Source organism: Dryocola clanedunensis (assembly GCF_038405435.1).
Classification (GTDB): domain Bacteria; phylum Pseudomonadota; class Gammaproteobacteria; order Enterobacterales; family Enterobacteriaceae; genus Dryocola; species Dryocola clanedunensis_A.
Window position 1 is genome coordinate 123,126 of record NZ_JBBYHZ010000011.1, and the last position, 13,265, is coordinate 136,390.

19 protein-coding genes are annotated in these 13,265 nt (G+C 48.5%); 13 read left to right on the forward strand and 6 right to left on the reverse strand.

The window, feature by feature from the left end; translation table 11 throughout:
• Window positions 1-38: 38 nt before the first annotated feature.
• The 4 genes from AAE045_RS19440 to AAE045_RS19455 all read right to left on the reverse strand — a co-directional run bounded on the left by AAE045_RS19440 (window position 39) and on the right by AAE045_RS19455 (window position 2,223).
• Window positions 39-650, reverse strand: coding sequence for an inovirus Gp2 family protein (locus AAE045_RS19440; RefSeq protein WP_455549115.1), 612 nt, complete (start codon window positions 648-650; stop codon window positions 39-41).
• Window positions 651-976: 326 nt separating this feature from the next.
• Window positions 977-1,363, reverse strand: coding sequence for a putative zinc ribbon protein (locus tag AAE045_RS19445; protein WP_455549116.1), 387 nt, complete (start codon window positions 1,361-1,363; stop codon window positions 977-979).
• Window positions 1,364-1,373: 10 nt separating this feature from the next.
• Window positions 1,374-1,907 (reverse strand): secretoglobin family protein, encoded by a 534-nt coding sequence (locus tag AAE045_RS19450; RefSeq protein ID WP_455549117.1) that lies wholly within the window; start codon window positions 1,905-1,907, stop codon window positions 1,374-1,376.
• Window positions 1,908-2,013: 106 nt separating this feature from the next.
• Window positions 2,014-2,223, reverse strand: coding sequence for a helix-turn-helix transcriptional regulator (locus tag AAE045_RS19455; RefSeq protein ID WP_029729639.1), 210 nt, complete (start codon window positions 2,221-2,223; stop codon window positions 2,014-2,016).
• A 447-nt stretch (window positions 2,224-2,670) separates the two neighbouring features.
• Here AAE045_RS19455 and AAE045_RS19460 point away from each other — a divergent pair, with 447 nt between their 5' ends.
• The 13 genes from AAE045_RS19460 (at window position 2,671) to AAE045_RS19520 (ending at window position 11,274) form a co-directional block, all read left to right on the forward strand.
• A complete protein-coding gene (locus AAE045_RS19460; protein ID WP_455549118.1) occupies window positions 2,671-3,807 on the forward strand; it encodes a hypothetical protein in 1,137 nt (378 codons plus the stop codon).
• A gap of 122 nt (window positions 3,808-3,929) precedes the next feature.
• Window positions 3,930-4,793, forward strand: coding sequence for a GTPase family protein (locus AAE045_RS19465; protein WP_455549119.1), 864 nt, complete (start codon window positions 3,930-3,932; stop codon window positions 4,791-4,793).
• A gap of 93 nt (window positions 4,794-4,886) precedes the next feature.
• Window positions 4,887-5,720 (forward strand): DUF932 domain-containing protein, encoded by an 834-nt coding sequence (locus AAE045_RS19470; protein WP_455549120.1) that lies wholly within the window; start codon window positions 4,887-4,889, stop codon window positions 5,718-5,720.
• 201 nt (window positions 5,721-5,921) lie between these two features.
• Window positions 5,922-6,626 carry a WYL domain-containing protein gene (locus tag AAE045_RS19475; RefSeq protein WP_455549121.1) on the forward strand — a complete coding sequence of 235 codons (705 nt, stop codon included), beginning with the start codon at window positions 5,922-5,924 and terminating at the stop codon, window positions 6,624-6,626.
• The gene (locus tag AAE045_RS19480) at window positions 6,623-7,237 is read left to right on the forward strand and encodes a hypothetical protein (protein ID WP_269934887.1); all 615 of its coding nucleotides are present in this window, start codon (window positions 6,623-6,625) and stop codon (window positions 7,235-7,237) included. The genes AAE045_RS19475 and AAE045_RS19480 overlap by 4 nt, the downstream gene beginning before the upstream one ends.
• An 87-nt stretch (window positions 7,238-7,324) precedes the next feature.
• Window positions 7,325-7,735 carry a hypothetical protein gene (locus AAE045_RS19485; protein WP_455549122.1) on the forward strand — a complete coding sequence of 137 codons (411 nt, stop codon included), beginning with the start codon at window positions 7,325-7,327 and terminating at the stop codon, window positions 7,733-7,735.
• Window positions 7,736-7,802: 67 nt separating this feature from the next.
• A complete protein-coding gene (locus tag AAE045_RS19490; RefSeq protein ID WP_455549123.1) occupies window positions 7,803-8,042 on the forward strand; it encodes a DUF905 domain-containing protein in 240 nt (79 codons plus the stop codon).
• 95 nt (window positions 8,043-8,137) lie between these two features.
• On the forward strand, window positions 8,138-8,596 hold the full coding sequence (locus AAE045_RS19495; protein ID WP_130994053.1) for an antirestriction protein: 459 nt from the start codon (window positions 8,138-8,140) through the stop codon (window positions 8,594-8,596).
• Between the two features lie 12 nt (window positions 8,597-8,608).
• On the forward strand, window positions 8,609-9,085 hold the full coding sequence (locus AAE045_RS19500; RefSeq protein WP_455549124.1) for a JAB domain-containing protein: 477 nt from the start codon (window positions 8,609-8,611) through the stop codon (window positions 9,083-9,085).
• A gap of 9 nt (window positions 9,086-9,094) precedes the next feature.
• Window positions 9,095-9,316 (forward strand): DUF987 domain-containing protein, encoded by a 222-nt coding sequence (locus tag AAE045_RS19505; protein ID WP_270562067.1) that lies wholly within the window; start codon window positions 9,095-9,097, stop codon window positions 9,314-9,316.
• An 18-nt stretch (window positions 9,317-9,334) separates the two neighbouring features.
• Window positions 9,335-9,652 (forward strand): type IV toxin-antitoxin system YeeU family antitoxin, encoded by a 318-nt coding sequence (locus AAE045_RS19510; protein WP_096758457.1) that lies wholly within the window; start codon window positions 9,335-9,337, stop codon window positions 9,650-9,652.
• A gap of 20 nt (window positions 9,653-9,672) precedes the next feature.
• Window positions 9,673-10,026 carry a TA system toxin CbtA family protein gene (locus AAE045_RS19515; RefSeq protein WP_455549125.1) on the forward strand — a complete coding sequence of 118 codons (354 nt, stop codon included), beginning with the start codon at window positions 9,673-9,675 and terminating at the stop codon, window positions 10,024-10,026.
• Between the two features lie 240 nt (window positions 10,027-10,266).
• A complete protein-coding gene (locus tag AAE045_RS19520; protein ID WP_455549126.1) occupies window positions 10,267-11,274 on the forward strand; it encodes a restriction endonuclease in 1,008 nt (335 codons plus the stop codon).
• 1,046 nt (window positions 11,275-12,320) lie between these two features.
• Here AAE045_RS19520 and AAE045_RS19525 read toward each other — a convergent pair.
• Together AAE045_RS19525 and AAE045_RS19530 are read right to left on the reverse strand one after the other, a co-directional pair.
• Entirely contained in the window at window positions 12,321-12,677 is a 357-nt protein-coding gene (locus tag AAE045_RS19525) for a hypothetical protein (RefSeq protein ID WP_455549127.1), read from the reverse strand.
• A gap of 184 nt (window positions 12,678-12,861) precedes the next feature.
• Window positions 12,862-12,993, reverse strand: coding sequence for a hypothetical protein (locus AAE045_RS19530; RefSeq protein ID WP_455549128.1), 132 nt, complete (start codon window positions 12,991-12,993; stop codon window positions 12,862-12,864).
• Between the last annotated feature and the right edge of the window lie 272 nt (window positions 12,994-13,265).

Genomic DNA, 13,265 nt, shown 5'->3' on the forward strand with positions numbered 1-13,265 from the left:
TCAAAACCAATGTTTATCGTGTTGTAATATCGAGCCTATTAACTTTGGCTGCATCCAAAAGACCGTTCCTCCCTGTTGTAATCTTTAGTGCGTTCTTTCGCAAAATAACTTAACCGAAACGTCAGTTCATCATAAACCTCTCTGTAACTGGGTGAGTTAATATCCAGGTAATAAAGTGGATTATCGGGAAAACGGGCTAGCGGCCAGAGCTCTGGGCAGTGACTAAGCTGTAAACCACTCAACCAGGCCTCTCGTGTCAGAGACGCCAGGCCCGTCCCGTCTTCTTTGTAACTCCCCAACCCATTGAAAGTGTCGTTATTCACGAACAGCACCATGTGGTAATGCGATTTCTGATTAATCTCACCCACCTCCCGAACCCAGGCATCGCGAAGGTGGCATGGATATGTTCGTTTACCCTGCTTCAACTTACTTCTGTAGCGCGCTGCAATCTTTGCATCAAGGGATTCAATGAAACGAGATATCAGGCCCTGTCGGTTAATGAGCATATTGTCAGGAAGACGCAGGTCTACCCGAACTGCCATCGTCCGTGCATGCTCTGCAGTCGCGTTATCTATAACGCGTAGAATACGCTGTAGGTAAGTGGTGTTGAATGGTGCATGCCGTCTATCGAGACAGATATTGTCAAACATATAATTTTCCTTGGGTAATAAATTGCGGGCAGGGCAAAGCCTTACCCGCAATGGGCTGTTAAAGGGATTAAGGATTTAAAGGGTGATGCCAGCCATTAAGGCTGTCGTGTATGAGTAACCGTATATGGGCGTGACAATGAGATAATATTTTTTATATATCAGTTGGTTAATTAATATTACCAACCCGTCATGGGTTGTGAATTACGAATCCACAAGCACCAGGGGCCGGATGATAGAAAGTGATTGATTTTTACTCCGAAGTTATATGCCCCATATAATAACTTTCTGGTGTACCAATCAATCCCATGATTGCCTAGTACGTATCACTAGATTTGTATCTCCCGACTGTATATCCCTTTTCTGCATTGAGGGCAGCGTTTCTCGCCGCCATATGACAGGCCGCACATCGTGCATTGCCATTGGGTTGTTGTAATGACTGGGGGTAGTTGCGCCACGAGTTGCTGAAGTTTCTCTATGGTGGAAGATTTCCCACTTGCTGCTGCCAACCAGGGGCACTGCAAAAGGGCTTCCGGTTGTCCGCGTGGAATATCGTGTTCAAACCATGACGGTGAAGTTCTGGTGGGGAGGTGGAATATCAATGGGCACTGACAATGGTGGCAGCGCCACTCTTCACTTTCTGCCATATTCACCTGGCGGGTAGGCACAATTTCGCCGGTTCTACGCTGTGCGATATAACATTTTTGTACTCGCATTTTCCAGACCTCACATTGGCCTGCCGGCACGAATATAATTTTCAGTTAGCGTTTTCAGTCCCCGGTAAGATTTTTGTTTTTCTGACATCCATTTCTTCAGCGTGTCAGGAAGCGGTAAGTGCAGCGAATACCATTCATCTAAATCCCGGCCTGCAACCAGTTCACACCAGCAAAGTAGTGTCAGCGTTTGTCGAAAGCCCGATTGCGTATGCAGCCGGAATAACATCTGTAATTGTTCCGCCAGTCTGCTTTTCCCAAGGCGGTAACATTCACTGAGCAACACTCCAGGTAACAGAGAATAGTCAGTACGTTTATTCAGTTGGGGGATAACAGCACACTCTTCCTCCTGGGATGTTTGAGTGACCTGTAATAAATACTGTGGGATGACAATTACCGATGCCATAGCGTCCGATGACCGGCACGATGTTATCGCAAGTTTGTGCCAGTGCTCTATTTCCTGCTGACACAAACCATGTAACAAATTGATGCGGGTAAAGTCATTAAGCCAGGCATTGTAATGGTTGAGCAATGGGATGTTTTTCATAGAAGATTTTCCTTGATTATTAAATTTCAGGCAGCCGTAAGCCTCCGCAGAAAGCGGATAGTGGAAGTACGGTCTGGGTTAGTTTTATTTGGTGAAGTAGGGCTTACTACTGTTTGCGGGATGCATCAATACGTGCCTGAAGCCAGGCTTCTACTTCACTTTTCCGCCAACGGGAGCTGCGCCCAAATTTGGTGGGTTTTGGAAACTCACCATCTTTGATGAGTTTGTAAAACCACTTATCCGTTAACCCGGTGAGTTGGGTGATAAAAATCATATCGATAAACTGGTCTTCGAGCAGGGAAGGTGTAACGGTCATGACGGGATCCTCCGGTAGCTAAATGGATACCGGAGTCGGTTTATGAATGACTGCTGCCCGCTCCGGCATAGTTACCGGTGCTGCTGTAAAAAATAGAGATGATTGTTGCTTAGCTCCGAAGATCATCCAGCCTTGCTGATTAAGCATACCTCTTACACCCATCTGCAGCGTCCTTAGCCTGTCCGACAAGAGGACTTCTTCGTGCGGCTTAATCTGCTGGTGAAGGATATTGTTTGCAATTAGTGTTTTGTTTCGTAAATCTGAGAGATGTTTTTTGTAACTTATTGATATTTAGATTTTAAGATATGTTTTATACATACGTTTTTACTACATTAAAACCATGTTGTTTTCATTTTTTTATTTCATTTTTTTATCAATATCACTATTGATAACATACGTTTTCACTATGTAAAATGAAGCCAATGAACCTCTGGAGTTGGTGGCAAAATGAACGAAAAAACGGTTATTGAGGAAAGTAGGGCATGGGAAAAGGAACGTATCGAAAAAGAAAAAATCAGACTCAGAAAGGAACAGGCAGAAAATCGCACCTGGATAAAAAACAAGCTAAAGTGGTTGAATAAAGAGCCCCGGGCAGCTTTTTTCCATTTTTTTTACCTTGCTTTATATTTCGAAAAATTCAGAGGGGCAGGGGCTTTCCCAGAGGTTGAAAACCATGTAAACCCATTATTACAAAGTGCTCTCGGAGGTCCACCGCTTAATCTGGCGATTGTTCAAACTCCAGGTCAGCAACCTGAAAAAATGGCTACGCTTGGTGTAATCGCATCAACATTTGATTTTAGTTCTAACCAGAACAAATCTGAGTCAGATGCCCCGGAGTCGCCAAAGAGTTCCGTAAAATCAGAAGAGAACAGCTTGCTTTTGTCGCATTCTGATAAGCAAGAAAACATCGCAATAGACTTAGAAAATTTTCTCGGGACATTTAATGTTTCCACGTTAAAAAACCAACCAGCCAATGGCGTTTCTTTTCCAGTTTTTGCTAATAAAATCACCGGGGTGCAAGATATTACCGGATGTATCATAAATACATTATCTGATTTCGACACAAAGAATATTATTAATTTCTTACGAGAAGCCAGCAAGGTGTGGACAAGGGCTCAGGAGGATTTTCAGCAAGCTTTCTCGTGGATGGATATTAAAAATGAAGAACAATGTATTTGGGTATGGAATACCATGAAAAATAAAGGTGTTTCCCCTCCGCTAAATCCACTTAATAATTTTCAGCGCTGGTATTTTATCTGTGCAACATTCGACTTATGGAACGGGTGGACGGATGAACAAGTTAAGGAATTAACGAAAGATCATAAAAAAATAAGCCAACAGCGCCTTGAATTAAGGGATTCACCTTGTACTCCTCAGAAACACAAAGCAGTTTTGATGGATGAACTTGAAAAAGCCTGGAAGATGAAACTGGGTCGCAAGACGATAAAAAATCATAATGCAGAACTCATACTTCCGGCCAAAATAAAAAAGAAACTCAGGAAGCTCTCCGTTCATTACAACATGTCTGAGTCAGATATGATGGCCTCGCTTATTGAAAGTGAGTATGTAAGAAACAATCTATAAAAAATATAACTTCCGCGTTTATTTAAAATAATTTCATATATATATCATCTCCCTGAACATCCCCCATTAAAGGCAGATCCATGAGGTTCTGCCTTTTTTGTTTTCATTTCAGAGGAGCGGTAATGAATCAATTTGACGGTTCACAGTCACTGCAGCAATCGCTTTCCGGCCTGCCGCAATGGGCATCAGAGCATATTCTGCAGCAGATAAACCAGCTTATTCACTATGAGCCGGTAATAGGCATTATGGGCAAAACAGGAGCGGGAAAGTCTTCGTTGTGCAATGCCCTGTTTGCCAGTGAGGTTTCACCTGTCAGCGATGTGGCTGCCTGTACTCGCGAACCACTGCGCTTTCGACTGCAGGTGGGGGAACGCGTGATGAGCATCGTGGATCTGCCTGGTGTCGGGGAAAGTCAGACCCGTGATTCAGAGTATGCCGCATTGTACTGGCGACAGCTTCCCCGGCTTGACTTGGTGTTGTGGTTGATTAAGGCCGATGACCGGGCGCTGGCGGTGGATGAGCATTTTTACCGTCAGGTGATTGGCGAGCAGTACCGGCATAAGGTGCTGTTTGTCATCAGTCAGGCCGACAAGATTGAGCCAGCCAGTGGCAGCGAGATATTGTCTACGGAGCAGAAACGCAATATCAGCCGCAAAATCTGCCTGTTACATGAACTGTTCCAGCCGGTAAACCCGGTTTGTGCGGTTTCAGTACGTCTGCAATGGGGGCTTCGGGTAATGGCTGAAAGGATGATCCGTTGCCTGCCACGCGAGGCCAGCAGTCCGGTAGCGGTACAGCTCAGTGCGCCGCTTCGTACCGATGCCGTTAATAAAAAAGCCTGTGACGATTTTGGGGAAACGGTAGGCTCGGTAGTGGACACAATAAGTTCCATGCCCCTGATACCAGCCCCGGTTCGGGCAATCATTCAGGCTGTACGCGATACCGTGGTGTCAGTCGCCCGTGCCGTCTGGAATTTCTTCTTCTGAATATTGCCACTTAATCCGTCGTTTCCTGAGCCCTGTCGCCATTTGAGCGACAAGGCTTTTTTGCTTTTTTTATCCATCATGAGGATTCTGCTTATGACCCGTCTAGCTTCGCGCTTTGGCGCAGCAAACCTTATTCGTCGTGATCGTCCGCTAACCCGTGAAGAGCTGTATCGCGTGGTACCCAGTGTGTTCAGTGAGGACAAACACGCATCCCGCAGTGAACGGTATACCTACATTCCCACAATTTCCCTGCTCGACAGCCTGCAGCGGGAAGGCTTTCAGCCGTTCTTCGCCTGTCAGACCCGAGTGCGTGACCCAGGGCGTCGCGAGCATACAAAGCACATGTTACGCCTGCGCCGTGAGGGGCAAATTACCGGTAAACAGGTTCCGGAAATCATCCTGCTCAACTCGCATGACGGAACCAGCTCGTATCAGATGCTGCCGGGACTATTTCGTGCAGTGTGCCAGAACGGGCTCGTCTGCGGTGAGTCGTTTGGAGAGGTGCGGGTGCCGCACAAAGGGGATGTAGTGAGTCAGGTGATTGAAGGGGCGTATGAGGTGCTGGGAATATTTGACCGTGTGGAAGACAAACGGGATGCCATGCAGTCGCTGATGCTGCCGCCACCTGCACAACAGGCTCTGGCACAGGCTGCACTGACGTACCGTTTCGGTGAGGACCACCAGCCGGTTGCCCCGTCACAGATACTTTCCCCACGCCGCTGGCAGGATGAGTGTAATGACCTGTGGACCACCTACCAGCGTATTCAGGAGAACCTGATAAAAGGCGGGCTTAGCGGACGTAGTGTCAAAGGCGGGCGAACGCATACCCGTGCCGTGCGTGGTATCGACGGCGACGTAAAGCTTAATCGCGCTCTCTGGGTGATGGCAGAAACGATGCTCAGCGGGTTTCAGACAAACAAATACTAGCTCCGGGTTAATGCGGACATCACCTGTCCGTTCATTGCTCAATTTTCAGGCAGCTTTTCCTCTGACTGGACACGAAGCCGCATTCTGATTGCATTCAGCCTGCTGAAAAAATACTGCTTCTGCTGTCCATATCCTGTCCGGCCCTCTCGTTACACTAATCACTTAATTTTCAGTCCATTAACAGGATGGAGAACGCCTCTCATGCCTCAGACTGAGCGCCGCCATGAGCGCCTTGCGGTCCGCTTGTCGCTGATTATCAGCCGTCTTGTGGCGGGAGAAACGCTGATTATGCAGAAGCTGGCTGTCGAATTTGGCGTGTCAGTTCGCACGCTGCGTCGGGATTTTCGCGAGCGGCTGACCTATCTCGACCTGGAGTTCCGTGACGGGCAGTGCAGCCTACTGTCTGGTAGTCGCCAGCGGGAACTGGCGGTGCAGACCTTCGTCCGCCACTCCGGCGTGGAGGCGCTCTTTCCAGATATCGACAATCAGCTGGTTACCTCTCTGTTGAGTGCCAGCGAATCTCCCTGCCTTATCTGGCACAGCGCTACCTCCCGGGCACTGGCACGGCCTGAAGTGTTTACGCGACTGGTTCGCGCTATCACTGAACACCGTCGGGTGACGCTGCTGGCAGAGGGCGGTCGTTACTCCGGCCTGGCTCCTTACCGCCTGGTGTGCAGCGACGGCTGCTGGTATCTGACCGGTGAGCTCGGGGGGCATATAACGGTTTTCCCGCTGGGCGATATTCACACGGTAACCTTCCACCCGGCACTGTTCGTGCCGGATGTTCGGGTGCGTAACCTGCTGTCACATCCCGATTTTCTTCGGGTATTACCTCACTTTCAGACTTTCCACTCACTGCTCGTTGTCAGTGACGACGGGTTTTCACCTCAAAAGGAACAAATATGAAATTACTTACTACCACGGCACTGGTGCTCAGCCTGTGTGCGAGTGCCGTTTTGCCAGTAGCCGCTGAAAATGTCGTAGGGACTGTTAAGGCCTGGCAATACATGCAAGCTGACGGCTGGAAATCAGCCGATGGTCTGGACAATCACACCCTCAGCAATGCGCTCTACGGTGCCAGAGTCATTGATAATTACCCCTGGACCCGGCAGTTTCTGCTGCGGATGGGATACAACGGAGGCTATTTTCTCGCTGACAAAAACACCAAAACGGTACGCAAACTTGCACTCAAAGCGGCCAGTGGTTCCCCCGCCGATTTGACATCCGTGTACCAGGGGGAAGGTAAGGCGTGTGGGTTCACTCTGATTGATACCCAGGCCTCGCTGCTGGACGAGGCGCAACAGAGATCAGGTGGTACAGATAATCCGACAGAAGCGTTGAATCATGCCCGGTCTACCTACGTTCCGAAAGCCCTGCTGGTCGTGCCGGATAATTGCGTCAATCCAAAACAACAGGCCGCGCTGGCGGCTAAGCGTTCTCAAAAAGACCGCGAACTGCAGCAGTGGGTGGCAAAGCAAAGCATGGCTGAACTGTGCCGCCGTACTGGTAACTGCTGAGAATCTGGTTACAGGCGTTTTAAATTACATCAGATGCCTGGCAATCTATCGGGTGTATAGGACACCCATTAATTCAGGAAGAATGCCATGTTAAGAATTATAACCTCAGCCATACCCGCTCTCATTCTGTCACTCACCACCTTCAGTACCGGTGCCGCACAGCTTCCGGCAAGCCTGATGGATAAAGACAATCCAGGCCAGGAGTACTGGTGCCAGGGAAACGACATCAACACCTCCATGTGCTCACTGACCGGCGTCAGTCATGACCGTAAGTTTGCCCTGATTCAGGACCTGCCGGGCCCTGCCTGTGAAGATTTAAGCTTCGGGGTTATCGACCTGGTGCGCCAGACCGGCATCAATGTTCCTTACGATGGTGGTGACTGTAAGGGCGATGTGCAGGCCGGGTTTGTGCGTGGCTCGAAAGATAATGCTCTGTATGTGAAGATTGTCCGGGGCAGCAAAACCCTGAGGCTGTATAAGGTACAAACCGGTTACTGACAATCACCTCACATCCGCATACTCCCATAGCCCCTGACGCGTCTGCGTCAGGGGCTTTTGCTTTTAAATGCCGGAATCTCAATTACTACCGCCGGGTTCATTCACTTGCCAGCAGGCCGAAGCGATTACCCGCCGGTATCACAACATCGCCATTGAAGACGACCAGGGCAGTCATTTCCGTCTGGTGGTTCGCGACCCCGAAGGTCGGATGGTCTGGCGTGCATGGAACTTTGAACCGGATGCCGGTACGGTCCTCAACCGGTATATCGGGCAGGATGGCATTTGCAGAGCATTATCCACCGACTGACTGCAGTCATTTATCAGCATACATTTCAGATCCTGATTATCCCATCCCATACGCCAGCCATCGCCGCTGGCGTTTTTTATTGACGGAGAAACCCTATGACAACACAGACACAGTACGAGCTTGTTCCCGCTAACGAACCGCAGTTCACCCTCAGTGCCACGCTGGTACCCGACGAACAGCGTATCAACTTCTGGCCACAGCACTTCAGCTCCATTCCACAGTGGATAACGCTGGAACCGCGTATTTTCGCTTGGATGGACCGCCTCTGTGATGAGTACAGCGGTGGTATCTGGTCCTTTTACACGCTCAGCAATGGTGGTGCGTTTATGGCCCCTGATGCTGACAGTGACGATAAATGGCATCTGTTCAACGGCATGAACGGCAATGGTGCGGAAATGAGCTCGGAAGCCGCAGGTGTCGCTGTCTGCCTGATTGAATACAGCCATCACGCCTGTCGCACCGAATGCGATGCCATGACTGAGCACTATTACCGTCTGCGGGATTACGCTCTGCAGCACCCTGAATCCAGCTCCATTCTGCGCATCATCGACTGAACGGAGGAACCGATGAAACAGCTTTCCTTTTTACCCGGCGAGATAACGCCACAGGACCGGCATCTTATTCAGCGGGCACTCAGGGTTCTGGACCGGCATCTGCATGAGCCTGGGGTAGCCTTCACCTCCACCCACGCCGTACGTGAATGGCTGCAACTGCATATGGCTGTACTTGAACGGGAAGAGTTCCGGGTGCTGTATCTGAACAATCAGAATCAGTTGATTGCCCATGAGACGCTCTTTAGCGGCACGATTAATCGTACCGAGGTCCATCCCCGGGAGGTGGTTAAACGCGCTCTGTACTTCAACGCGGCGGCGGTGATACTGGCGCATAACCATCCTTCCGGTGAGACGACCCCCAGCCAGGCCGATAAAGCCCTCACGCAGCGGCTGGTACAGGTACTTCAACTGGTGGATATCCGTGTCCATGACCATCTGATTGTCGGTGGCAGGCAAATCTATTCGTTCGCTGAACACGGTCTGCTGTGAGGAGGTCTCATGAAAATAATCAGTAAATCTGATGCCATGCGACTTCACCACCAGCATCCACAGTCCCGCGTATTTCGTTACTGCACCGGCAAATACCAGTGGCATGGCAGCATCCGTTATTACCTCGGTAAGGACCTCCCGGATATTCCCGGCGTGCTGGCGGTATACGCCGAACGCCGCCAGGATCGCAACGGGCCGTATACATGTCTGATGAGTATTACCTTGAACTGACAATAAAGGAGGTTAGAAATGAGCAATATCACATGGGGCCTGCAGCGGGATATCACACCGCACCTGGGAGCCCGTCTGGTACAGGAGGGTAACCGGCTGCACTATCTGGCTGACCGGGCCAGTATCACCGGTAAGTTCAGTGACGCTGAATGCTTGAAGCTGGATGAGGCATTTCCGCATTTTATCAGCCAGATGGAATCGATGTTGACCACTGGTGAAATGAATCCTCGCCACGCCCACTGCGTCACCCTGTACCACAACGGTTTTACCTGTGAAGCCGATACCCTTGGCAGTTGCGGCTACATATACATCGCCGTTTATCCCACTCAACGCTAACTAATTTCACGAGAGCAAACATGAAAACTCTACCTGCAACGACTCCGCAGGCGGCGAAGCTATGTCTGTCGCCCGTGCCTGTCTGGCAAATGTTACTGACACGCCTGCTGGAACAGCACTATGGCCTGACACTGAACGACACACCATTCAGTGATGAGACTGTTATTCAGGAACATATCACTGCTGGTATTACACTGGCTGATGCCGTTAACTTTCTGGTGGATAAGTACGAACTGGTTCGTATTGATCGCAGGGGATTCAACTGGCAAGAACAGTCCCCATACCTGCGGGCTGTCGATATTCTGCGGGCGCGACAGGCAACTGGTTTATTGAAAGAAATCGTATTAACGCAACACTTTGAATATTGGGAATAGCCTCCCTGATTCATATTCCAGACATATTTATTTACTTATTACAAAAGCACCAGCTGATGCGGGCAGGTGCTTTTGCTTATATGGACGAAATATCATGCAAATTGAAGCTGTAATTTTAACTGGGCACATCACCGCAAACACAATCCGGGAATGCTGGTCCGTCGTTGTTGATGGTTTTGACGCATACGGCGAACAAGCTTATGATCCAGCTTAATTTCTTTTCCTCATGAAGGGACGGGTATGGGCAACAGAATGTGGATGATTCGCGGTGACGGCGGCAAACTCTATGACGATTTCCGCGATAAACAAATTGTGGGAATCGGTTGGCCTCAGTTGGCTCCTTTGGTCAAACCCGGCCTGTCCCGATCCCAGTTGCTCGCCTTATACCGGGAAGCAGACCCCTTAACGAAGCTAGGAACAGCCCGTTCTGGAGCATCGCAGGTCTGGCGTTTTGTGAACGAAATCCAAAAGAGTGATTGGGTTATTACCTATTCTCCAGCCAACCGTACTTATCTGCTAGGCAAAGTTACATCAGACTTCCAATATCATCCTGAATGGGTGGAAGAGGGGATGGGGATCGCTCGGCAGGTTAAATGGAATACTCAAGAAATCGATCGCGATCGATTGTCTGTTGCTACCAAAAACACATTGGGTTCCACGTTGACGGTTTTCCAGCTTCCAGAATATGCGTTAGAGGAGCTTTTGCAGGATAAGAAACCCACTGCAGATGTTATTACTCAGAATCCAATTGTGATAGATGAAGATGAGGTCGTTTCTGATCCGCTTCGCGATATGGAAATGCTGGCATTTGAGGGTATCAAAGATCGCATCAACTCTCTTGATTGGGATGAGATGCAAAATCTGGTTGCCGGAGTTTTACGCAGTATGGGCTATAAAACGCAGGTTTCACCTGCGGGTGCCGATCGGGGTAAAGACATCATTGCTTCACCTGATGGATTCGGTTTTGAAAATCCACGAATTATCGTTGAGGTAAAACATCGTAGGGAGCAAATGGGGAGTCAGCAGATTCGCAGCTTTATCGGCGGTCGCCATAAAGACGATCGCGGGCTTTATGTCAGTACGGGGGGCTTTACGAAAGATGCTCGCTATGAAGCCGACCGTTCGACGATACCTCTGACGCTCTGGACACTTGATGATCTCGTCCGTGCGCTTATTGAGAACTACGAGCAAGTCGATATCGAGACCAAGCTTTTGGTGCCTCTGAAGAAAACTTTCCTTCCTGCCTGAATCTTGCTTTGATAGCCATATCGGCGTTCTACTGGTATGGCTTTATACCCACTAATAATGTCTGTTTTTTGTACGGATTTTTACTTGTGGGTACAAGTGCGGGTATGACTATTTATTCCCATTTATAAAATGCATTGATATCAGTGTGTTGGGTCTAAAATTCGAGTCCGGCCTTCGCACCATTACAGCTTTTTCAATAAAAACAGTAAGTTAAGAGAAGGTTCTCTACCTTCTGTCACCAAAAACTTTATAAAACCCCTTCACAAGAAAATGCCGCTGTGGTTAGTAGTGGCGAGGGGATATTATCTCACAGTGGCGTGTAGTTTCCTGGTTCAAACACGTACAAAGCGTGAACAGTTGCACCGTTCGGCTAAAAACTTGAAGCCAATGACGCTGCCAGCGTCTCTAAAACCTCCCAAACACTTTCAGTGAAGCGCATTTTTTGCCGATGCTCCCACATGCCATACGTCGTGATGACGTTGCAGGGAATAAACAGGTCTATGGTGGTCATGGTACTTGCACACCACATGCAAGCTCTGCCAGCGTCTCAGCCACGCTCCCGAAAGGGTACACGGCGATCCTGATAAACTTCACGGTCTGACATAACCCTGATGAAGTCGCTACGCTCCGCACGTTGTCTTACCACCAACGGGCTTTATGGCTGCTATTGCTTGAAATCGATGTCTATACATTAATAGGACTTATAGCTGTCAACTTGAAAGACATCTCTTTTTTCAGTCTTCGGATCAACCTCAATGATTGCCCTCATACCTGTATCAATCCAAATCTTAATCACAACATACAAATCCTTCGTGCAACTAAATCCGTCTGAATTGTAAGCATTCCCTTGATTATCAATGCCTTTACCATTGCTCTCGAAGGTGCATTTCATTTGCTTGTCGAGCCGGGAGTAAGTCGCTTGACCCGCATAGTATGTCAAAGACCTTGCCCCATCTTTTGTCACAACTTTCTAGCCGTCAGCAAAAGCGAGACCGGGGAGAAGGCAAAGTACAGCCAACACTATTTTTTTCATTGTCTGGATCACTTCATTTCTTCTCACAGTTTCGCATTTTGTAGAAGAACCCTGTATTCCCATCTTCCACAATGAACCTATCGCCGAAAGTTGGACGGCGAATGAACGTTACCCCGCCTTTTTCGGCTTTTTGTTTCAATCCGTCATCAATGCTTTCCAAGTCGGGGGAATACATCTGATCACCATTGGGCATTTGAACGATGAAGTTGTTTCCATTATCGAGAACGGTTGAGGCTTTTGACAGAATTTTGGTGGCGGTGTCCAAGCTGGAAATACGAATGTCACAAATGTATTTCCCTGGTCCCTGATCTTCTTCTGCGAGTACAGGTAAGGAGAATAGCGAAAGCACGATGATGAGAGTTTTTTTCATGATAGACCTAGGAATGTTAATAAAAGTAACATTTTACAGAGGCGACGGGTAAGTGCAAAGAACGAATTATCAATGGATGACGGTAGTTCTAATAGATTCCCTTTGGTTACTTTTCGTTGTCTGAGGTTGAGAACGTCTTGGAATAGGGGCAGTGTTGAGAGCGCGTCACCAGCGTAAACAGCATTTACCTGTTTTCGTAGGTGCAAAGTCGTTTCCCACCTTGTAACTCCTGTTCGTCTGGGTTGCTCATGGTGATTTTCCCTGCTGTAGCATTAAAAGTTAATAACATACCGCAAATCAATACAATGCCTTTCATATATCTCCTTGAATAATTGTACTTTTTTAATGTCAAATGGCAAGCAGAGCATTCTCTCTTTAACGATTATAGTAATATTATTGATCTATTTTACCGATCAATTTTAATATTTCGATCTATTAAAGTGATTGATTGTGTTGGTGCATCTGCCGATGATGTACTTTATCTATTCAGCTATGGAGGCTGTTTTGAAATTGATCTGACACGTGTCAGGCGGATGAGGGGAGTAGCGGTTCAGGGCAGGGCAGGGAAGCAGGCAGGATAATGGGGTC